The sequence below is a fragment of the Methylobacterium sp. CM6257 genome, assembly GCF_054611515.1.
Map to the genome: position 1 here is coordinate 5,137,329 of NZ_CM137735.1, position 19,815 is coordinate 5,157,143.

At 65.6% G+C, this 19,815-nt stretch carries 28 protein-coding genes and 1 pseudogene; 13 read left to right on the forward strand and 16 right to left on the reverse strand.

Features of this window, described 5'->3' with window-relative positions:
* Positions 1-143: 143 nt before the first annotated feature.
* On the forward strand, positions 144-887 hold the full coding sequence (locus tag ACYCO6_RS24985; RefSeq protein WP_459773718.1) for an alpha/beta fold hydrolase: 744 nt from the start codon (positions 144-146) through the stop codon (positions 885-887).
* A 55-nt stretch (positions 888-942) separates the two neighbouring features.
* Positions 943-2,931, forward strand: coding sequence for a hybrid sensor histidine kinase/response regulator (locus tag ACYCO6_RS24990; protein ID WP_459764331.1), 1,989 nt, complete (start codon positions 943-945; stop codon positions 2,929-2,931).
* 60 nt (positions 2,932-2,991) lie between these two features.
* On the opposite strand, the pseudogene ACYCO6_RS24995 reads toward ACYCO6_RS24990, so the two are convergent.
* The 6 genes and pseudogenes from ACYCO6_RS24995 to ACYCO6_RS25020 form a co-directional block, all read right to left on the reverse strand.
* Positions 2,992-3,221 (reverse strand): annotated as a pseudogene (locus ACYCO6_RS24995) (response regulator); the annotation flags it as partial.
* A 380-nt stretch (positions 3,222-3,601) separates the two neighbouring features.
* Entirely contained in the window at positions 3,602-3,811 is a 210-nt protein-coding gene (locus ACYCO6_RS25000; protein ID WP_459764333.1) for a hypothetical protein, read from the reverse strand.
* A 166-nt stretch (positions 3,812-3,977) separates the two neighbouring features.
* A complete protein-coding gene (locus ACYCO6_RS25005; protein ID WP_459764335.1) occupies positions 3,978-4,574 on the reverse strand; it encodes a class I SAM-dependent DNA methyltransferase in 597 nt (198 codons plus the stop codon).
* Positions 4,571-5,713: an acyl-CoA dehydrogenase family protein gene (locus ACYCO6_RS25010; protein WP_459764338.1), complete on the reverse strand. Its 1,143-nt coding sequence runs from the start codon at positions 5,711-5,713 to the stop codon at positions 4,571-4,573. Before ACYCO6_RS25010 ends, ACYCO6_RS25005 begins: the two co-directional genes overlap by 4 nt.
* 14 nt (positions 5,714-5,727) lie before the next feature.
* Positions 5,728-6,237: a DNA polymerase ligase N-terminal domain-containing protein gene (locus ACYCO6_RS25015; protein WP_459764340.1), complete on the reverse strand. Its 510-nt coding sequence runs from the start codon at positions 6,235-6,237 to the stop codon at positions 5,728-5,730.
* A complete protein-coding gene (locus ACYCO6_RS25020; RefSeq protein ID WP_459764342.1) occupies positions 6,230-7,426 on the reverse strand; it encodes a glycosyltransferase family 2 protein in 1,197 nt (398 codons plus the stop codon). Before ACYCO6_RS25020 ends, ACYCO6_RS25015 begins: the two co-directional genes overlap by 8 nt.
* Before the next feature lie 120 nt (positions 7,427-7,546).
* Between ACYCO6_RS25020 and ACYCO6_RS25025 the strand changes: the two genes are divergently transcribed.
* On the forward strand, positions 7,547-7,822 hold the full coding sequence (locus tag ACYCO6_RS25025) for a hypothetical protein (RefSeq protein WP_459764344.1): 276 nt from the start codon (positions 7,547-7,549) through the stop codon (positions 7,820-7,822).
* Positions 7,823-7,831: 9 nt separating this feature from the next.
* Here ACYCO6_RS25025 and ACYCO6_RS25030 read toward each other — a convergent pair whose 3' ends face one another.
* The 4 genes from ACYCO6_RS25030 to ACYCO6_RS25045 form a co-directional block, all read right to left on the reverse strand.
* Positions 7,832-8,098 carry a hypothetical protein gene (locus tag ACYCO6_RS25030; RefSeq protein WP_459764346.1) on the reverse strand — a complete coding sequence of 89 codons (267 nt, stop codon included), beginning with the start codon at positions 8,096-8,098 and terminating at the stop codon, positions 7,832-7,834.
* Positions 8,099-8,112: 14 nt separating this feature from the next.
* The gene (locus tag ACYCO6_RS25035) at positions 8,113-9,114 is read right to left on the reverse strand and encodes an SDR family oxidoreductase (protein ID WP_459764348.1); all 1,002 of its coding nucleotides are present in this window, start codon (positions 9,112-9,114) and stop codon (positions 8,113-8,115) included.
* Positions 9,115-9,312: 198 nt separating this feature from the next.
* Positions 9,313-10,274 (reverse strand): IS630 family transposase gene (locus ACYCO6_RS25040; protein ID WP_459764350.1). Its coding sequence is split into 2 segments (ribosomal slippage): positions 9,313-9,935 and positions 9,935-10,274, totalling 963 coding nucleotides; the frame shifts between segments, so codons are not numbered across the junction.
* A gap of 144 nt (positions 10,275-10,418) precedes the next feature.
* Complete coding sequence (locus ACYCO6_RS25045; protein ID WP_459764352.1) at positions 10,419-10,553, reverse strand: hypothetical protein; 135 nt, start codon at positions 10,551-10,553, stop codon at positions 10,419-10,421.
* A gap of 444 nt (positions 10,554-10,997) precedes the next feature.
* Between ACYCO6_RS25045 and ACYCO6_RS25050 the strand changes: the two genes are divergently transcribed.
* From ACYCO6_RS25050 to ACYCO6_RS25070, 5 genes are all read left to right on the forward strand, one after another.
* Positions 10,998-11,126 (forward strand): hypothetical protein, encoded by a 129-nt coding sequence (locus ACYCO6_RS25050; RefSeq protein WP_459764354.1) that lies wholly within the window; start codon positions 10,998-11,000, stop codon positions 11,124-11,126.
* 259 nt (positions 11,127-11,385) lie between these two features.
* The gene (locus ACYCO6_RS25055; protein WP_459764356.1) at positions 11,386-11,565 is read left to right on the forward strand and encodes a hypothetical protein; all 180 of its coding nucleotides are present in this window, start codon (positions 11,386-11,388) and stop codon (positions 11,563-11,565) included.
* Positions 11,566-12,420: 855 nt separating this feature from the next.
* On the forward strand, positions 12,421-12,732 hold the full coding sequence (locus ACYCO6_RS25060; RefSeq protein WP_459764358.1) for a DUF6894 family protein: 312 nt from the start codon (positions 12,421-12,423) through the stop codon (positions 12,730-12,732).
* Positions 12,733-13,201: 469 nt separating this feature from the next.
* A complete protein-coding gene (locus ACYCO6_RS25065; RefSeq protein WP_459764360.1) occupies positions 13,202-13,381 on the forward strand; it encodes a hypothetical protein in 180 nt (59 codons plus the stop codon).
* Between the two features lie 8 nt (positions 13,382-13,389).
* Positions 13,390-13,698 (forward strand): hypothetical protein, encoded by a 309-nt coding sequence (locus tag ACYCO6_RS25070; protein WP_459764362.1) that lies wholly within the window; start codon positions 13,390-13,392, stop codon positions 13,696-13,698.
* 987 nt (positions 13,699-14,685) lie between these two features.
* Here the strand turns inward: ACYCO6_RS25070 and ACYCO6_RS25075 are convergent.
* From ACYCO6_RS25075 to ACYCO6_RS25090, 4 genes are all read right to left on the reverse strand, one after another.
* Positions 14,686-14,913, reverse strand: a complete 228-nt coding sequence (locus ACYCO6_RS25075) for a hypothetical protein (RefSeq protein WP_459764364.1) — start codon at positions 14,911-14,913, stop codon at positions 14,686-14,688.
* 88 nt (positions 14,914-15,001) lie between these two features.
* Entirely contained in the window at positions 15,002-15,187 is a 186-nt protein-coding gene (locus ACYCO6_RS25080) for a hypothetical protein (RefSeq protein WP_459764366.1), read from the reverse strand.
* Positions 15,184-15,636 carry a DUF6894 family protein gene (locus tag ACYCO6_RS25085; protein ID WP_459764368.1) on the reverse strand — a complete coding sequence of 151 codons (453 nt, stop codon included), beginning with the start codon at positions 15,634-15,636 and terminating at the stop codon, positions 15,184-15,186. The genes ACYCO6_RS25080 and ACYCO6_RS25085 overlap by 4 nt, the downstream gene beginning before the upstream one ends.
* 393 nt (positions 15,637-16,029) lie before the next feature.
* A complete protein-coding gene (locus ACYCO6_RS25090) occupies positions 16,030-16,269 on the reverse strand; it encodes a hypothetical protein (RefSeq protein WP_459764370.1) in 240 nt (79 codons plus the stop codon).
* Positions 16,270-16,541: 272 nt separating this feature from the next.
* Between ACYCO6_RS25090 and ACYCO6_RS25095 the strand changes: the two genes are divergently transcribed.
* From ACYCO6_RS25095 to ACYCO6_RS25105, 3 genes are all read left to right on the forward strand, one after another.
* The gene (locus tag ACYCO6_RS25095; protein ID WP_459764372.1) at positions 16,542-16,733 is read left to right on the forward strand and encodes a hypothetical protein; all 192 of its coding nucleotides are present in this window, start codon (positions 16,542-16,544) and stop codon (positions 16,731-16,733) included.
* Between the two features lie 43 nt (positions 16,734-16,776).
* Positions 16,777-17,088 carry a hypothetical protein gene (locus ACYCO6_RS25100; RefSeq protein WP_459764374.1) on the forward strand — a complete coding sequence of 104 codons (312 nt, stop codon included), beginning with the start codon at positions 16,777-16,779 and terminating at the stop codon, positions 17,086-17,088.
* 122 nt (positions 17,089-17,210) lie between these two features.
* Positions 17,211-17,393, forward strand: a complete 183-nt coding sequence (locus ACYCO6_RS25105; protein WP_459764376.1) for a hypothetical protein — start codon at positions 17,211-17,213, stop codon at positions 17,391-17,393.
* Between the two features lie 479 nt (positions 17,394-17,872).
* Here the strand turns inward: ACYCO6_RS25105 and ACYCO6_RS25110 are convergent, their stop codons facing one another.
* The gene (locus ACYCO6_RS25110) at positions 17,873-18,106 is read right to left on the reverse strand and encodes a hypothetical protein (RefSeq protein WP_459764378.1); all 234 of its coding nucleotides are present in this window, start codon (positions 18,104-18,106) and stop codon (positions 17,873-17,875) included.
* 58 nt (positions 18,107-18,164) lie between these two features.
* Positions 18,165-18,407, reverse strand: coding sequence for a PilZ domain-containing protein (locus ACYCO6_RS25115; protein ID WP_459764380.1), 243 nt, complete (start codon positions 18,405-18,407; stop codon positions 18,165-18,167).
* Positions 18,408-18,610: 203 nt separating this feature from the next.
* Between ACYCO6_RS25115 and ACYCO6_RS25120 the strand changes: the two genes are divergently transcribed.
* Both ACYCO6_RS25120 and ACYCO6_RS25125 read left to right on the forward strand, forming a co-directional pair.
* Positions 18,611-18,814, forward strand: a complete 204-nt coding sequence (locus ACYCO6_RS25120) for a hypothetical protein (RefSeq protein ID WP_459764382.1) — start codon at positions 18,611-18,613, stop codon at positions 18,812-18,814.
* Positions 18,815-19,223: 409 nt separating this feature from the next.
* Positions 19,224-19,766, forward strand: coding sequence for a hypothetical protein (locus tag ACYCO6_RS25125; RefSeq protein WP_459764384.1), 543 nt, complete (start codon positions 19,224-19,226; stop codon positions 19,764-19,766).
* The last annotated feature ends 49 nt before the right edge of the window (positions 19,767-19,815 follow it).

Below are 19,815 nucleotides of genomic sequence, written 5' to 3' on the forward strand. Positions count from 1 at the left end.
CATAGCACCTCGGCTCGGGCGAAGCCTACCGTTGCGCGAAACGCCGGCTGATGCGTGCTAGACGGACCTGGCGATCAGGGGGTTTTAAATTGTCGGTCCTTCAGCGACACAACGCCAAGGTGGCGGCAAGCGGCGAGACCGCCATGGTCTTCGCCCACGGGTTCGGCTGCGACCAGAACATGTGGAGGTACGTGGCGCCCGCCTTCGAGGATCGCTACCGCACAATTGTGTTCGACTACGTCGGCGCGGGCGGCTCCGATCTCTCGGCCTACGATCCCGCCAAGTACGCGAACCTTTCAGGCTACGCCGACGACGTGGTCGAGCTCTGCCGTGCCATCGGCGTGGAGGGCGGCGTCTTCGTCGGGCATTCAGTCAGCGCGATGATCGGCATCCTCGTCTGGAAGATGGATCCCGCGCTGTTCGACAGCCTCGTCCTGGTCTGTCCCTCGCCGCGATACATCGACGACGGCGATTACGTCGGCGGCTTCAGCCAAGCCCAAGTCGAGGAGCTGCTCGACTTTCTCGACAGCAACCACATGGGCTGGTCGCAGGCGATGGCGCCCGCCATCATGGGCAATCCGGAGCGGCCGGAACTCGGGCAAGAGCTCGCAAACAGCTTCTGCCGGACCGATCCGGAGATCGCCAAGCGCTTCGCCCGGGTCACGTTCCTCTCGGACAATCGTGCCGATCTGGATGGTGTCACTGCCCGCTGCCTCGTCATCCAGTGCTCGGAGGACATCGTTGCCCCCCAGGAGGTCGGCGCGTACGTCCATCGCAAGCTACCCGACAGCGAGTTGGTTCTGCTTGACGCCTCGGGGCATTGCCCAAACCTGAGCGCGCCGACGGCGACCATCGCGGCCATCGAGGCATTCCTTCGTGGGCGATGACCGGGGCGAGCCAAAAGGAATAGTTTATCCATCCGGGGCTGATGATCTCGAAGACATGTTCGAGAACGCGCCTTGCGGTTACGCCTCGGCCCTGCCGAACGGGCGCCTGTCCAAGGTCAACCAGACCCTCGCGACCTGGACGGGCTACACGGCCCAACAGCTCGTCGGGCGCAGGTTCCTCGACCTGCTGAACATCGCCGGCAAGATCTACTACGAGACACACTTTGCGCCGCTGCTGCGCATGCAGGGCTTCTTCAACGAGGTCGCCCTCGACATCGTGCGCGCCGACGGCACGGTGCTGCCGGTCCTCGTCAATGCCGTCGTCCGCCGGGACGAAGCCGGCGATATGCGCTTCATCCGGATAACCGTGTTCAACGCCACGGACCGCCGCCGCTACGAGCGAGAGCTCCTAGACGCGCGACGCACGGCCGAGCAGGCCACCGTCGCGTTGCGAGAGCTCAACGCGACGCTTGAAGCGCGCGTGGCGGAGCGGACAGTTGAGCGAGACCGGGCTTGGCGCTTGTCGCAGGAGCTCCTCGTGGTGGCTGCGTCAAACGGCACGCTGGAGGCCGTGAATCCAGCTTGGACCGAGCTGCTCGGATGGCGGCAGGACGAGTTGGTCGGCACGAAGTTTACTGACTACACCCACCCCGAGGATCTTGAGGCGACGCTTGCGGCTTTTGCCGGCATCTTCGAGCAGCCGCTGACGACGCCATACGCGTACCGCTTCCGGCATAGGGATGGGTCATACCGATGGTTTGCCTGGACCGGCACGTTCGAGGCCGGACGGGTCTACGCCTCCGGGCGCCACGTCACGGTCGAGCGCGAGCAGGCTGATGCTTTGCGCCAGTCCCAGAAGATGGAGGCGGTCGGCCAGCTCACCGGGGGCTTGGCCCATGACTTCAACAACCTGCTGGCCGGCATCAGTGGCTCGCTCGAGATGATGCAGAACCGCATCAGCCAGGGCCGTTTCAACGACGTCGAGCGCTACATGGCGGCGGCGCAGGGTGCCTCGAAACGCGCCGCCGCCCTGACCCACCGGCTGCTCGCCTTCTCACGCCGCCAGACACTCGACCCGCGTCCCACCGACTTGAATCGCCTCGTCGCGGGCATGCACGAGATGATCCAGCGCACGGTGGGTCCGGGTATCCCGGTCGAGGTGGTCGGCGCGTCCGGTGCATGGGCCGCCATGGTGGACGCCCCGCAACTCGAAAACGCCCTCCTGAACCTGTGCATCAACGCCCGCGACGCCATGCCGGATGGTGGCCGCATCACGGTCGAGACCGCTAACCGGTGGCTCGACGAGCGCGCTGCCCGTCTGCAGGACATGCCGGAGGGGCAGTATCTCTCGCTCTGCGTGACCGACACCGGCACGGGCATGAGCCCAGAGGTGGCGGCCCGGGTGTTCGAGCCGTTCTTCACGACCAAGCCTATCGGCGAGGGCACAGGACTCGGCCTGAGCATGGTCTACGGCTTTGCCAAGCAATCGGGTGGGCAGGTGCGGATCTACTCCGAGCTCGACGTAGGCACGACGGTGTGTATCTACCTGCCCCGCCACTACGGCACGGTCAAGAACGAGGACAGACCGGCGACCGTTTCGGCACTCCCTCGCTCTGAGCAGGGCGAGACAGTGCTGGTTGTGGACGACGAACCAACCGTGCGGATGCTGCTCACCGACATCTTAGAAGATCTTGGCTATACGGCCATTGAGGCGAGCGACAGCGTGGCCAGCCTGAAGGTGCTGCACTCGGATGTGCGCATCGATCTGCTGGTGACGGACGTCGGCTTGCCGGGCGGAATGAATGGACGGCAGATGGCGGATACCGCCAGGGAGCGACGGCCAGACCTGAAGGTGCTGTTCATCACCGGCTATGCGGAGAACGCCGCGGTGGGCAATGGTCACCTCGCACCCGGGATGGCCGTGCTCACCAAGCCGTTCGCCATCGACACGATGGCTACACGCATCCGCTCGATGATCGAGGACTCTCGACTGGCCACACGAGACCCGGGCATCGAACAGCCTGAGGGCATGCCGCGCGGCTAGCCAACGGTCCTGCTTGCTCATCCGGCCAGGATGCGCCCGCGCCGACGCCAAGTCGCGGCCTTGCAGGACCCGAGAGAGCTGGTCGACCGAGTACGGCTTGTGCAGGAGCTCGAACCCGTAGGTGCCGTTCTGGGCCAGGACATGGCTTTAGCCGGAGGTCAGCACCACCGGCAGGCCATGGTACAGGCGACGGATCTCCCGTCCGAGCGCGATGCCCCCAAGCCGGGTATCACCACGTCGGAGAAGACAACGTCGAAGCAGGCGTCGTCCCTGGCGAGTTCGGCGAGCGCCGCCTAGGCGCCGAGCGACCATTCCGTCGGCACTGAACGAAGGATTGGAAGTGGCGCGATCTAGCACCCAACCCGCCCCGGTCGAAGCGTCCGCTTCCGAGAAGCTACTGGGCTCTGTTAAAGGCCGCAATGGGCGCAAAACCGAACGTCCGGTCCTGCGCGCGCCGGCGATCCAGCGTGACGTGGTCAGGCCAACAGCGACCGGCCTGCTTTCAGCGACGAAATCAGACGAGCGGACCTTGATCAGACCCAAGAATCCGCCCGAAATCGACCTGAAGTAATGCGAAGCCGCTTCGGGGGTGCGGCCCCGTCTACGATTGACTGGTGCTGCGGCAGCCTGGGCGACCGGCATCGGCGAGCGCAGTGCTTGGTTGCCGTTCCTATCGCAGGGTCGGCGACTCGCCTGGCTTCAGGTGGCGGTCCTCGCCGTCGGGACCGCCAAGCGAGACATGGCTGTTCAGGCGGTCCAAGTGCTCGAAGACGTGCTCGAACGCGTCAGTGACGGCCTGTTCGAAGGAGCCGTCGCCCTTGCCCTGGGCCGCCTTCAGCGCGCTCAGCAGCGTATGGTGTTTTTCGGTATCGCTCGACATGGTCATCTCCGTCGCCGGACGGCTTCGCCGACTCGCCGAGCCAAACGCCACTGACGGCTTCGGTTCCCGCCAGGATACCGGACGCGCTACGCGCCATCTCGAACTGCCGGCGGCGGCATCGAGATGAATGGCATCGGGTTGCTGGGCATGAGCTAAGCGACGACCATCATGAACGTTCCTCGTGACCGACCAAGACGTCGAGCCGGTACTTGTCCGTCTTGGTCTGGCCGTGGACGCGCAGGAACGCGCCGGCGCCGTCGATGAAGCGTTCGGCCGCCTGGTCGCCGGTCAGTGGATAGTGCGTCTCGCCCGTCCAGTGCACGAGCACGACGTTCCCGCATGGCCTCAGGCAGCCCCGGACGCGGTTCACCAAGCGCGTCACGTCGTCGCCGTCGAGGTAGTAGACAACCTCGGACAGCAGGATCAGGTCAAACGCGCCCTCCGGCCACTGACCGGGCACCTGGGCAAGCTCGAAACGGACGTGTGACAGGTCCCGGCACCGTTCGCGAGCCCGAGCAAGGGCACGCTCGGCTAGGTCTACGCTGACAAGGGCGTCGCAGCGCTGGGCTAGGGCCTCGGTCAGTACCCCGATGGAGCAGCCGACTTCCAGGGCGCGGGCGTAGCAATGCCGCGGAAGGGCATCGAGCGTGGCTGCGTACTTCGCCTGTTCGTAGCTGCTGGTCTCGAACTGCCAGGGGTCCAAGTTCGCTGCGTAGCGTTCGTCGAAGTAGCTCGCCGGCAAGGATTGGGCGTGCCGGCTCATTGTGCGGAACTCCATTCGAACAGGTCGCCGGCGATGCCGCCCGCCCGCAGTATCTCCTCGGCCGCCGTTGTGAGCGCCCGGTCCGGCGCGGGCTGACGCAGGTAGGTGGCGAGGTCGCGCGAGAGCCGCTCCAGGGGATGCTCGCGCAGGAAGCCCTGCAGCCCAACCGACCGCTGGGCGAGGTGCAGCACGTCGAGGCCGGCCTTCTCTACCGCAAGGCGCGCGAGATTGACGAAGGCGACGATGCGGTCAGGCGCGAGTTCATCCTCGGCGACGACCCGGGCGGCGCGCTCGACCCACTGCCGCGCGCCTTCCAGTGCGATGGCGCCCTCGCCGAGGCGGGCGAGCTGGTGGGGGTCGCCGCCGCGGCCTGTCGCAGCGAGATGCTCCCGCCACGCGTCGAACACAGCCTCGATGCCGCCGAGCTGCACCGCCGCGAACCGCCACGCGCCGCCGGAGAAGAGCGGCTGGCGATGGTAGTCGCCCCAATCGCCCAGGATCTCGTCCTCGGTGACGGCGATGTCCTCGAATTCGACGGTGCCGGTCGCGGACGCGCGCATGCCGTGTGCGCGCCAGCCCGTGAGGTCGGCACGGCTGCCGGGCTCCAGCGGGACGACCAGCATCAATGGCGGGGCGCCCGGCTCCCGCTTGACCGTCACTAGGGCCCGCGTGACGAAGCCGGCACCCGACGCGAACGTCTTGACGCCGCGGAGCCGGCCATCATCGCCGAGCTTCAGGCATTCGCTGGGTGGGTCGGTGTTCCAGACCCCGAACAAATGCCCTTCGCGCGCGTCCGCGAACAGGCGCGACCGCTGCGCACGCGTACCATATCGGGCGACGAGCTGGAGCGCGTTGACGTGGCCCTCGTAGATGCGGCCTAGCGCGAGGCTGCCGTACCCCACGAGCCGCAGCACCGCCGCGAGCTCGCACGCGTCCGGTTCCTCGCCGAGACCGACGCCGCCCTCATTGGAGGGAATTGGTGCGGCGAGTAGGCCAAGGCGACCGAGATCGGCCACGTCCTCTGTTGGGAAGCCATCGTCGCGGTCCTGAGCCTCCGCGCGACCAGCGGCGGTCACCGCCACCTGCCGAGCGGCCAAGATCGCATCGTAGGCCAGGTTTTGCGGGGTCCTCAGGTCCATGCGCCTTCCTCCCGTCAGGCCGCCGCGGCGGCGATCTCCTCGACCGTGCGGCCGGTCACGACCGATCGCGGCTGCTCTTCCAATATGTCCGGTGCCCCCGACGGGCGGGCTGCCGCGTCGCGCGACTTGACCAGCAGCCAGGATACATGCCGCTCACGGGGCCGAGGCTTCATGCGCGTGAGCCGCCACCGTCCCGTCAGCTTCTCACCGTGCAGCGTGAACGCGAGCGACCCCACCGCGAGGGCCGCGGCGGGGTCGCCGTCTGGCTCCCAGGTGCCGCGGTCCCACAGCAGCACGACGCCGGCACCGTAGTTGCCCGGCGCGATCACGCCCTCGTAGTCGGCGTAGTCCAGGCCGTGATCCTCGACCTCGACGGCCAGGCGGCGTTCGCCCGCGACGAGGCTCGGACCGCGCGTGACCGCCCAGCTCTTCAGGACACCGCCGAGTTCAAGCCGGAAGTCGTAATGCAGCCGGCGCGCGGCGTGCTTCTGCACGCGGTAGATCAACGCGTTTGCCTTACGCATCGCCGGCTCGCTCGAAGGATACTGCGCCCAGGCTGCCCGCGGCAGGCCTTCTCTCCGAAGTGCGGACTGACTGGCCGAAGCGTCGTGCGCCGCGCAGAAGCACAAGGACAGCGCTCGCTAGGTGCGTATGCCTCGGGAGCTCTCGCGGGTGAAGCGGGTGGTAGTCGAGCCACGGGCTCGCGGCCTCGACCGCGGCAAGAACGGCGCCGAGCGTCGGCAGTCGGGCGACGGCCCGCGCATCGTCGGCGCGGATGCCGAGCCACGGCGCCCAGAGATGGATACGGGCCAGCCGCCCGGATGTGTGAAGCCGCCGTAACCTTCGCCGCCAGATATACCGGAACAGGGCCCGGGGCAGCGGCTCCAGGCGCGGGTCGCAGGGGCTCTCTGGCACCTCGCAGCGGAGCTTCATCGTGTCGGCTGCGCCGCCCGGCGCCCGCCCCTCCAGACGGCCCGAGGTGACGACGAGGATGTCCGGATCGTGGCGCACCCGCGCGTCGCTCGAAAGCAGTGAGGAGACGAAAGCCTTATCCTCGCCGACCGCCAGCGGCGGCATGCCCCCGACCTGCCGATAGGTTGAGAGCCGAACTGCCAGTGTCGCTCCTGATGTGGTCCAGTGGCGCGGCCAAAGGTCGTGCGAAACGGCGTCGATCATAGCCTCAAGCTCGATCAGGCGTGCTTCATAGCCGCTTTCGAGCCGTCCCCGCGCGTGCAGAGCGGCGGGTAGGCGCGCCGCATCGGCCTCATCAAGGGCAATCCGGCCCGCCACCGCGTCGACTCCGGCTGCGACTGCGGCGAGGTTGCGGGCGACCCAGTCGGGAGGCACCCGGCTGTCCGCGTCGGTGGTCAGGATCAGCCCATCGGTGGCCTCGCACTCGTTCAGCCAATCTGCGGCCGCCTCCATCGCCTCGCGCCGGGCCCAACCGGCATTCGCGCCCGCGAACGTGCGCTCAATCACCCGGATAGGAATGCGCAGCGAGGGTCGCAGGGATGCGACCACGTGTGCTGTGCCGTCGGCGCAGTTGTTGAGGAACAGCACGATCCCCAGTCCGCTTGCACCGATGCCTTCTTGCGCCGTCAGGGCCTCCAAGCAGGCGCCGACCCGCTCGGCCTCGTCCCTGACCGGGATGGCGACCACACACCTGAGCGCGTGCGCCGGTTCCAGGCTCGCGCAAATGTTCCCAGTCTTCATATCGCGACAGTCTCCGGCGGCCGCAACAGGCATGCCGACGACCTGAAATGCCAACTTAAGACAGACGAATCCTTTCCTGCGGCGAGCTGCGACTAATACGACCGCACTCAGGGACAGTGAATGCAGCCAGGTACGAGCCTCCTCGCCCTCAACGGCGCCCTGGCTGGGGCGCGCGAGGGCTTCGGACCTTTCCTGGGCGTCTACCTGCAGCAACGCGGCTTCGACACGGCCGCGACCGGCTTCGCGATGGGCCTCGCCGGTTCTGCCGGGCTCGTGACCACGACGCCAGTCGGCACGCTGATTGACCGGACTCAGTACAAGCGGGCGGCGCTAGCTCTCGCCGTGCTCGCCATCGCGGCCGGGGCGGTCGCGCTGGTCTCGACGGACAGCCTCTAGCTGATCGGCTTATCGCAGCTCGTCATCGGCGTCGCTGATACCAGCATCGCCCCGCTCGTTGCGGCCCTGACGCTCGGCATCGTCGGGCGGGAGGTCTACGATTATCAGGTCTCGCGCAACGAGGCGTTCAACCACGCCGGCAACGCCGCCAATGCTGTCCTGTCGGGCGTGCTCGGCTACACGCTCGGTCTTGCCTACGTCTCCGTCGCCATCGTGGTCATGGCGGTCGCCTCCTGCGGCGTCCTGCTCGGTATCGACAGGGGCTGCATCGACCACGGTGCGGCGCGCGGTCAGCGGCGTCCCAGCTTGGGTCTCGTGCCGATGATGACCGCGGCCGTCGCGGCCAGGCCGGCGGCGAGGACGCTGGCGGTCGCGAGCGGGTGCAAGGTCGCCCGGGTGTAGGCGCTGGTGCGCATGACGTAGACCGGCGGGTCGCCACGCTCCTGGCCGGCATGCCGAGGGGCGTGCAGGGCGCCTTGCGGGTCCCTCGGATCTTCGGAGCGCTTCTGCAGGGCTATGATGGCCGGTGCGAGTTCGTCGTAGGCGCCCGGCGCGAACTCCTTGCTCATCACGAACAGCTTGCCGCCACCGCCCACGAAGATGTCCCGCTGCGGGTGCACGGCGGCGTGCAGGATGGCGTTGGCCACCTCCTCCGGCGGGTAGATCGGCGGCGGCAGCGTCGGTTCGCGGTCCATGTAGTTGCGGGCGCGCTGCGGCAGCGGCGTGTCAATGGAGGCGGGCTTCACCAGGGTGACCGAGACCGGCGCACCCTCCGCGATCAGCTCCATGCGCAACGTGTCGGTGAAGCCCTTCACCGCGTGCTTGGAGGTGGCGTAGAGACCCTGGAAGGGAAAGGCGAGGTCGGAGGCGATGCTGCCGACGTTGATCAGCGCCCCACCTCGCTGGCGCAGATGCTCCACGGCGATCAGCGAGCCGTTCACTGTGCCCCAGAGGTTGGTCTGGATCAAGCGCTCGTGGTCCTCGTAGGCGATCTCGCGCAAGGGGCCGTAGACGGTCAGGCCGGCCACGTTGACCCAGGTGTCGAAGCCGCCGAACGTCGCCACGGCCTTGTCGGCGATCGCCTGGACGTCCTCGCGTCGGCCGACGTCTGCCACGACGTAAGCCGCCTTCGGTCCGAGCTCGTCGGCGACCCGGGCGAGCACGTCCCCGCTGCGGGCGGCAAGCACCACCCGGGCGCCGCGCTCCGCGGCCATGCGGGCGGTGGCCAAGCCGATGCCGCTCGACGCGCCAGTGACCACGATGACCTGCTCGCACAACGGCTTGTGAGCCATGCCCATACTCCTCCGTCCGAGCCAGCCCCGAGTGCAGGCCGGCACGGGGGCTACGCGCGGGTGGGCGATGCGTTGCGGCCTGCGCGGTTGTCGCGCGGGCCTGCGCTTTCCCGACCCTTGCCCCACGAGCGTCAGCGGCAGCAGGCGGCTCATCCGGTTCCAGAGCGCATTGCCGGCGACATCTAGAGCTGTTCCCGGTCAGGTAGCGACGGCCAAGTCGTTCTCGTAGCCGGCTGCGGCGAGGTAGTTGCGGCACTCTTGCGGCGTGAAACGGGTGAAGGCCTGCCGGATCGCCGCCCACAGATCCGGGATCGTGCGGGCTGCCGCGCTGCGCAACAGCGCCTTCAGCTTTGCGAAGGCCTGTTCAATCGGGTTGAAATCAGGGCTGTAGGACGGAAGGTAGAGCAGCCGCGCTCCTGCGGCCTCGATCGCATCCTGCACGCCGGCGACCTTGTGGGCTGGCAGATTGTCCATGACGACGATGTCGCCCGGCTGCAGCACCGGGACCAAGGTGTCGGTGACATAGCTGCAAAAGCGCGTGCCGTTCGTGGGGCCGTCCAGCAGCGCGGTGGCACACAGCCCGCTCGTGCGCAGGGCGGCGGTGATGGTCGTGGTTTTGTAATGGCCCAGTGGGGCTGCGAGCCGGCAGCGCTCGCCGCGTGGGGCCCAGCCGGAGCGCCGCGCCATGTTGGTGGCCGCCGCTGTCTCGTCCAGGAACACCAGCCGGTCCGGATCGAGCTCGGGCTGTGCCTCAAACCACGCCTCGCGGGCCGCTCTTACGTCTTCACGCTCCTGCTCAGCTGCGAACGTCGCCCCCTTTTCCAGGTGATCGCGTGTCGCTGGAAGAAGCGCGACAGGCCGCTTGTGCTGGTCTGGACGCCCTGCTCAGCCAGTCGGTCGCGCAACTCGCGCAGGAAGAGACGCGGCTCCTGCTCGGAGGTCGCCAGGATCAGTGCGGCATGCGCCTCGATGCGCTGCGAGGTGTGATCGCCGCCCATCGGCTTGGGCGCGACATGGCCCTCTTGGTGCGAGCGCTGCGACCAGCGGCTGGCGCTCGACACGCTGACCCCAAAGCGAGCTGCGGCTCGGTGGCACGAGGCCCCTGCCGCCACGGCAGCCACGACACGCTCGCGTAAGTCGACCGACAGAGGTGAAGGCATCGGCATGCTCCTTCACCCGTCAACGCGCCAGCCGCTAACCCGTCGCAATCCGCCCGGGACCGGCTCTAGCTTCACCAGAGAAGCCTGTTCAGCCATCTTGCGCGTCGACCTTCAGCCCGCCCGGCTCAGTTGCGGCGAGCTTTTTCAATTTTGGGTCCGCACCATCTCAAAGCCATTGGCGAACCGATCCCATAGCGCATCCGGCATGTCGGCGGCGCTCCACTGCGCCAGCTTTCCATCCTTGTCCCGGTAGAAAATGATGCGATCGGCGAGGTTCACCGCTAGACCTCGCGGGGGCAAAAGGCGCTCTCCTGGAGCCCGTCCAGGCTGGCTGCTGTGCATCAGTCGAACCGCCGTCATAGCTTCCTCCCAGACCCTAGAAATTGCTCGCAAATTCGCGCGTCTCTCCCTCGATCATAGCGAGATTAAACCTGAGAGCCCGCACGGCCTAGCGGCGAGGCCGTCGTTTTCGTGCGCGTTTCGCCCGCGCTTTGGCCCGAGCGCCTTTCGTTTCAGGATGTACGAATGGGGTACTCTGGGGCGACCCGGTTCAGTGCTATCGAGGACGCTTGGAAGCTCTTTCCCTCCCTCAGCCCGCCCGGTCCTGCCGCGGCGGGTTTTTCGTTCACCAGCTCCGGTGCTTTGTTTAAGGACAACTCATACAGGTTAGGGCGCGGCCTTAAATTAGCACGCCAAGAACAGTCTCGCTTGCGAGACTTGGCCATGCCGGATGAGCCCGTCGCTTCTGAGGTTGCCGAGATCGTCTCGGACAAATGGTCTCCGCTGCTCCTCATTGGGCTCGTCAGTGCCGAGTTCGCAGCTCTGCTCGGCCTGCTGATCTGGATGAGTTGATTTGGACCGTAGACAATTGGCGAACGAGACCTGAGACGCCGCCCTGCCCCTTGCGCCGTCAGATCCTGTACGCTGACGCCGCGCCCCGGTGCCGAACCAAGCCGGCGCTCCCCATCTCTGCTCGAGTGACGGCAGAGCCGATCGGGAGAGCGATATGAAAGCAAGTCTAACGCGATCTGCGCTTGCGGCAGTGATGATCCTCGGCGCGTCGGCTGCCGTTCTGGCACGTGGCAGCGGCGGAGGAGACAGTGGGAGCGGGTTGAACCCTTATTCCGAGCTCAGCGGTAACGGCCGCACCGGTGGGGTGAACAGCGGCAACTACTCGCCGCCGGAGTACAACACCTACCTGCGCGCCTACGGGCCGTATGGTCCTCAGGGCCGGCCGGTGAGAGAGCGCTATCGTCCGGCACCGCGGCCGTACTACGGCTATCCCTACTGAACGCGGACCGGCAGCGGCCGCCATAGTTGGCCCGGATTAAGCCAGCCATCGCCAGCGTGTATTATTCGGCATTCCGCCAGTCAGATGACTTCAGCCCCGCCGGCGCCGCCGCGCGGGGCTTTTTCGTGTCTTCCCTCAAGCGGCCTGTTTGAGAATGAGGTGCTGCGCCGACGAGCGGACGATAACGAGGTCGGATGGCGCGTGACTCAATCGTTTAAGACACACAGAGGAACGGCCAAAGCGTCACGTAGTTGATCGGGTCATGTCGGCGTGAGCCGGCCCGTTGCGATGTGAGAGAACCATGATCAGCCGAAGCATTCAGTCTACCCTTCTCGCCGTCGCGCTCATCGCCGGCAGCGCCGGGATGGCTGCCGCCCAGAGCACACCCAACGGCAACACGTCCTCTCCCGGTGCGCCCGCCGGACACGGCAGCACCGGCAACGGCGCGACCGGCAGCGGAGCTGCTCCGAGCGGAAAGTGACGAACCAGACACAGACAAAGAAGGCGCTCTGCACCAAGCAGATTTTAGTTCGCTGTTGAGACCACGAACCTCCAAAGCCCACCCGGCCCGCCGCGTCTGGCTTTTCTGTTCCTTGTGTCCTTCGAATGGCTGACGCGCCGCAGTTCGGCTAACCGCTATTCAAGGCGCGCTACTGCCAATGGCCCAACTTCAGCCCGCCCGGTTCGCCGCGGCGGGCTCTTTCGTGGCGACTAGGGATAATCCGGGAGCCTCAACGGTTTGGACGATACCAACCGCCCATGTCGGAGTTCCTCGACAAGGCTGGCTCGGGGGCGCAGTATTCGAGCGAGCGAGGCGGAAACCGCCCGCGTTCTTGGGAGGGGGCGGAGTGCACCATGCCGCGCTACTTCTTCGATGTGCAGTCCAAGTCCGGACTGGTGTGCCGGGACTACCAGGGGCTGGATTGTCCGGACGACGAAGCTGCAAGGTCGCTGGCCCTGCACGGAGCCGGGTTCACCTCGCGGAGCGACTGCGTACGGAACCCGCAGCTGACTAGCTATCAGTTCGCGGTCGCCGACGCGGGGCACCAACCGCTGTTCACGGTGCCGTTCAGCGAGCTTCTAGCTGACGATGAGCAGCCGAAAACCGCGAGGAGGAGGCGGGCGCGGCCGTCCTCAAGCCGATCCCGTTCTGACAAACACGTCTGACCGAGCTACCGCGCGGACCGGTCTGAGGCTACACCGTCGGCAGCCCTGTCCGTCCCGCGGGAGCAAGACAATCAGCGAAGGCCTGCCCGGCCGATCCGGGCGAGCTTTTTCGTGCGCGCCGGACACGCCTCGGTTGCCGCAACGGTTGCGGGTTGCATGCTTTTCGGACGCTGCACCAAGTGATGGATCGGGCTGATGCGGCCCCGCATGCCGGGGATGGCCTTCAGGGGCCCCGTGCCGCCGCCCCTCCCAGAGCACCGGCTGAGCTGAAACCCGCTTTCTTGATCTGCGTTGGTCTAGACCCGGACGAAAAAGGGCCAGCCCGAAATCTAGTGAGGAAACGCCCAAGAAGGGCTGCGGTGCAGCACGTTATCCTCGCGGTATGACATCCGCTCGCGCCATGGCCGCGCGAAGGTTGAACTGCCCCGTGGTTCCGCCCATTCTCCTGCCGGAAGGAGTCCTCATAAGCGTGCGTATCTATCCGGATGTGAACACCAGCTCGGCGAGCCGCGGAGCCGCCAATCAGCCGGTCCACCGGCAGGGGGCGAGCGTCAACACTGGCGATCAGCTCAGCAGCCCGGTCCTACTCGGCGTCGCAATCTTGGGCGCGATCGTGGCCTGCCTGCTGATCCAGCTTGTGAACGGCTAAGGGGGGCGGTGGCAGGTACGAACAAGCCTGCCGCGAACCTGATCCTGCGGCGCGAGGTTGAGTCTGTAGGAGCGGTTACGGGCTTCTACATGCCGCGCGACGTCCTGGAGCTAAGACGCGCCCTCTACTGCCGGATCGCCACGCACGAGGCTCTAGCGGACCAGGGCACGCGCAAGGCAGAGACCTTCGAGCGAGCCGGGCGCTACTGCGAGGCTGAGCATTTGCGGCACCTCGTACGAAGTCACCGCATCCGCGTGATGGAAGTTCGCGCGCATATCGGCCTGCTGGAAGCGGTATTCGGTCTTGGACGAGACTAACCGGCCGACGCTATATCGGCGCAATGAGCGAAAGCGCGACAACGGTCACAGCCATCGATGCGACGGTCATCACCAGGGAAATTTTGATGCTCCCCATGGTCGCTCCTCCGGGCAGCGCTTGTAGTTCTGCCCGGATGTGGACCTCAACTTATCACAAAGGCTTACGAGCTTAAGCATACGCACTGGAAAACTGCAGCAGAGCTTTACAGCTGCGCGGACGGGAACAGGACGAATTCAGCCGGGTTTGACTGACCGCCAAAAAACAGAGGCGCTTACTGAATTTTCTACTGCAACGCGGGGCTGCCCTCATGTTGCCCATGGGGATAGCCCGTTCGCGTGTCTAGAGTTCCGGAGACATGCGCACATTCCTCGTCACCTTCTACAAGGTCGTTTCGGATGGTCGCGGCCACGACCAGCGCGTCCGGCAGCGGCGGGCGGTCGTGTCTGCCAGCTACAAGGAAGCCGCCGCCGAGGCTGCTGCATGTCTCCGGGGCTCTAGACACGCGAACGGGCCGCCCTCGACGGAGAGCGGCCCCGCGATGCTGTGGAGAATGTGGTGCGCTCCTCCTTCTGGCCAGGTGATCAGTCAAACCCGGCTGAATTTGCCCTGTTCCCGTCCGCACGCGTACCGAACCAAAGAACAACCCGCCTATCTCCGCCTCTCAATACGGTTTAGCTGGTAGCTCAGCCGTATTCGCGCGTGTGCTCCAAATCACTCCTGTATTAGCGTTTTTGTGCGAGCTTCCATAAAGCGAGCAATTCAACACTGGTGGGAGTATCCGTCATGGAAAGCATAACAGTTTCTCTGCTCATGACCGTCGCATTGATGGTTACGGCCACGGTTGTTCTTACGGCGATGGCGCCGATTTAGCAGTGAACGGCGCCCATTCGGGAACAGCCGATCTGCAGGCCCAGTTGATGCAATGGCATGTATCCACTTTGGCCCGCCCGGTTCGCCGCGGCGGGCTTTCTTGTGACGGTCGCCGGTCAATTTCGGTTAGGACCGAAGCCCATCTCGAGCAATCCGATATGCACGCGCACTTTCAGCGCGCGGATGCGGTGATCCCGTGCGAGGATCCGCAACAGCTCGGCCTCGCCGTAGCGCCCGTCTCGCTCGAAAGCCTCCGCCTTGCGCGCGGTCTGCGCCGCCAGGACCTCGTGAGACGCGATCCGGCCGTAGAGGGCACGCATCAGCTCTAGGACGGCGCGCGGCATATCGGACCCCGTAGGCGATCCTACAGGAGCAACCCCGCGCGAGATGATCAGGTTCGCGGCGGGCCTTTTCGTGTGTGCCAGTCGCTCCCTAGCCGTTCACGAGCTGGATCAGCAGACAGGCCACGGCTGCGCCCAACACCGCGATGCCGAGTAGGATCGGGCTGCTGAGCTGGTCGACCGTGTTGACGCTCTCACCTTGACGGTGGACCGGCTTGTTAGCGGCCCTGCTGCTCGCCGAGGTGGTGTTCACGTCCGGATAGATACGCGCGCTCATGGAGACTCCTTCCGGCAGGAGAACGAGCGGCGCCACGGTGCAGTTCTACGTCCGCGCGGACGCCGGGATAGCGCCAGGAGCCGCTCCGACTCGGCGAGCGTGACCCGCAGCGCGTCCCGCTCCTCGCGTATCAAGTCGATCAGGTGTGCCGTCCGCGCCATCTCAGCCCGGCCCTTCCGAACTCCCTCTGCAGAGGAGGGCCCAACAGGCTCGCGCCCTCGGTCCAGAACCTCAGTGAAGGGCACCTCCATCAGGAGCTTGCCAGCCGGGTCCGCAATCTCGAAGGCGTAGCGAGCCGGGTTCTTCCCCTCAGAGGCCAAGTTGGCGCTGATCTCCGGGATCGAAGCGCAGGCCTCAAGATAGGCCGCCTCGATGCCGAGGAACTGAAGGCCTGTGTCGTCGGGCTCCAACCCTGTCGGGGTGCGCAGGTGGAAGTAGAACCAGGGCATGAACCGCTCGCGCTGACGCTGCCCCCCATCGCGGCAAACCCGCCAGAGTAGTTTCGGATCGCCAAAGCCGAACAGAGCCCGCTGACAACCTCAGCCCGCCCGGTTCGTCGCGGCGGGCATTTTCGTTTCGGCTTCTGGGTCGCTGCCAGATCGTGGGGAAGCCGCACGCATCTAGGCTCTCGCCACCCCATGACCCTCTCGGCGAGGCCGTCTCGCTCCAGCCGCTGGAGCGTTGCAAGCGCCACCTGGATCCGCTCCCGACCGGGGATCCGCGCCGGCTCGGCGATGCGCGCGGCCGTCATGTCTTTATCCGCGAGAACAGCCAGCACGCGGGCCCGAGTGTCCCTGCGGGGTCGGGGACCGCGCGGCGCCACAGTCATCTCCGATAGAGGCTCATCCTTCCCTTGCTTCGATCAGCTCAGGGTAAACACGCGCGATGAAGCTGTAGTCCCACAATGGAAGGCAGCCTTCGGAGCCGACGATGACCACCGCCAGCTCGCCGTGCGCATCTTTCTCAACCTGAACAATCTCAGGCAGATCGCCTTCCGCGCATGCAGCAATCTTCGCCACATACCATCCGGGCTCTGTAGGCGTCTCTCCAGCAGACATCGGGACGACGAAGGGGGAGGTCATCAGTGCGGCCCCTCGAGCAGATCTGACACGATCCTGGCGATGAAGATCAGGCCCGCGGCATCACCTTTGTCGAAGGGCGGCTGATGCCCGCTACCCGTAAAGAGAATGCGGCACCCGCCCGTGCGATCCTCGATGACGCGGACGACTTCAGGCGTACCGCCCGGCTTGCGGGTGATATAGAACCCTGGCTCATGCGCCTTTTCCTCGCTGGTGCGACATCATCGGCGGACTTGGCGAGCTGGACGGTAGTCGTCATTATCGGACACGATGCGATGTCGGAGCTAAGACCCCACCGCCCGCAGCCCCGCGCCGGCCTGCCGGTCGCGGCCGGACTGTCCGATCAGGCCCGGGCGTTCCAGCGCGCCGGCAAAGCCAAGAGCACGCAGCGCGCGCACCTGAGCGACGCGGGCCTGTTCGCGGCCTGGTGCGCGCAGCACGAGGACGCTAGCTCGCCTGTACGCTAGTACACCAGTGCAACGGTGCGCTTGTTTGCTGACAGGAGCACCCATGATCAAGATCCCCGCCCCCTTGCTGGAGCAGCTAGTCGCCCTGGCGGACGAGAGCCGGAAGCGGATTACCTGCGATCTCGCATCCGTCCGGGCCGTCGTGGATGAGGCCGATCTGGTCTTTGCGATCTGGCAGGACCACTCCGAACCTCATGGGGTGGGATGCCGGGTGATCAAAGGCAATCAGGAGCTCCAGGAGATCTTCGCGGGCGGCAAGTCTCAGGAACCGCGCGTGGCAGCCATCCCTTGCGACTCGTTCGAGCAGGCCGAGGCGTTGCGGCAGGTCGCTGGCGAGCAAGACCGGCGGCATTAGCTCTCGGTGAGAACACCCTATCTGAGCCCGCCCGGTTCGCCGCGGCGGGCTCTTTCATGCGCGCAGGAGCCTTCTGCGGCCTCGCTCGTTGAGGTGGTTTGATTGGGAGAGGGAGCTTTCCCATGGCCAACGGGATCCGCAACGGTTACCGCGTCGGAGTTCGCCCAGACCCGAACGATCGGTCACGCTATCTGTGGACCATCCACGGCATCCGGAACATGTTCTGGGAGCAGTCGCCGACCGCCTACACGTCCGTGGAGCAGGCGCTCGCCGAGGCGAATGCGCGGGCTGATCAGCTCGACTGATCGGTTGGTCCCGCCCTGCCCTTCAATGTCTGGACTTGGTTCAGCCCGCCCGGCTCGCCGGCGCGGGCTATTTCGTGCCTCGCGCCCCCCAAACGGGCGATGCGACTCGGCCTGGGGAGCGCTATCTGTAGATCATCATGCGTGACCTCCTCGGGGGTTCTCCTGACCTAGACTAGCCCGCTGCGTTCGCGCAGCGGGTCTCCTTTCCTGACTATCTCCGAGAGCGTACAAGAGCTAATAGGCACGCAAGATAGATCACCTCAGCAGGAGGACCGACCATGCCTAGGGTCGTGATCTATGCATTATCGTCCCTCATCGTGACGGATGTGACTGTAGCGGTGCTCTCGCTACTGGCGGTGTAAGCAATTTGCTGGGAACTAATCGCCCCGCATTCGCGTCTACCGACCGCTTTATGATCCCTTTGTCTTAGCCCGCCCGGCTCGCCGCGACGGGCTTTCCTTTGCGCCTACTCCACGTGGTCACCGTTGCTGGATTTGGCGGGTAGTGGCCTGCGGCGGCCAGTACGATCGACCGGCGTGCAGATAGGCGAAACAGGCATAGAGCGACCCGCCGACGAATAAGACCGGCAGGATGAGGTCGAGCGTTTGGCGTCCCCGCAGAGCCAGAGCCGCCACGCCCATCCAGGGGCAAACGAAGAGGATGAAGGCGAGCAACCCCACGGCGATCCCTTCGGCGGTGCACAATACGCGCATGGGGAACGTCAGCGGTGTCGCGATCGATCCAAGCCAGCCGCGGCGCGTGTCTCGGGCCTCAGAGGATGCGCACGCCTATCTCGTTGGGCCTACGCCACGCGACTTTAGCCTGGACCGTTTCGCCAGTCGGCTCGACGAGCAACCGGAACTCGTCCGGGATGCCGATCACGCTCTGCACCTTGATCCGTGCCCCGCTCTCGGAGCGATCCCGCAGGGTGCAGTCGATCACGCCCCCACCGGGAAGCAAAACCTTGCCGGCGAGTAGCACGCGGCGCCGGATTGTCTCTCGCTTGTTGTCCATCGCCATCGCCCTTGGACACGCGAGCTAGCGCGCCTCAGCTTAACAGGACGGAAAAGGCTCTGGCGCCCGGTTCGCCGCGGCGGGCTCCTTCGTGCCGGCTCCTCTGTCCGTCGCCGAGACTACCTCCCGGGAACCGGGCGGCGAACTGGCGCGTCGACCCGTATTGGTATCCTAACCGTGCCCGCCCGGCCTCACCGCGGTCCATGTTCCTGCCCCCCGATGAGCGCCGGATCTATCGGGATTGGGAGCCGCCCAAGCCTGAACCCGATCGCGGCAAACGGCAGGGGAACGCCGCGATCGTGCTGATCTTATTGGTGTCCGCGCTCGCCCTGTTCGCGCCGATTGCAGGCGGAACGATCCCCGGGATGTTTGTGACGCTCTTTCAGTTCTGGGGAGACGCAGGCTAATCCGTGCCGCAGCGGGCGAGGGTGGCCGGCGGGCATCACAAAGCCCGTCTGGTCCGTCCGTGGGCACCAGCGGGGCGCTCTGGCGATCCTATAGGCCCCTGGCGGTCGGGTCCTTCGACGACCCCGGCGGGGATGCGGGGCCGCGCGATCGCAACACCTCCGCAGGTGAACGACATCAAAAGGTGTCCGCAGCGTCCGCACTGTCCGCACAGAAGTGTGACCGGCCGCTCGGAGCGGCCTTTTCTATTTAAACGCACCGCATGGGTCGCAAGTCCGACTATCAGTAGCAACCGAAGTTATATTCGCGACAAAAACTGTATTTAATCGATCAAAATTCCGTTACTTGCTGCGATTGCGGGAACGTTAGATATTCCTTCTCGTCGACTAAAACTCGACAGGGAGGAACATCATGCCCGTCAAATATATTCGCCTACTGTTCGGCATTTCTTTCGGCTTTTTCTGCGCACAAACAGCATTCGCAGATGAGCTTCCTCGAACTGGAGAGTATACACTTATCTATATAGGCATCAATACGTCGCCAATTAAGCCAATGCCGATTGGTCCCAACAGAGCGCTGGTGCCGAGCCATGCTACGATGACAGCCGTCAACACAGCGGGCAGCGGCTTTCTGCATAACCTAGCCGGCCGCTGTGTCGGGCTGGCGACCTTGGACAACGATGCCAAGACGGTCGAAAGCCACGGTTACTGCGTCTACGCGGATGCCGCTGGCGACCAGATCTTTGAGAAGTACGATTACCCGGTACAAGCGCAGGGCGCGAACCTGAAGGGCACCGCCGAGTGGACCGGCGGCACCGGAAAGTTCTCGGGCATCTCGGGCGATATCCAACTGACGAACACGCGGCTAAGCGCCATGATGGACGGTGTGACGCAAGTCTCCGGCACCAAGACGGGCCGCTATTCGTTCCAGAACGCAACCTCATCCCTGAAGTGAGCTCGGGGCCGGGGCTCAGGTCCCGGCCTACCGGAACCTGCCCGGCCAG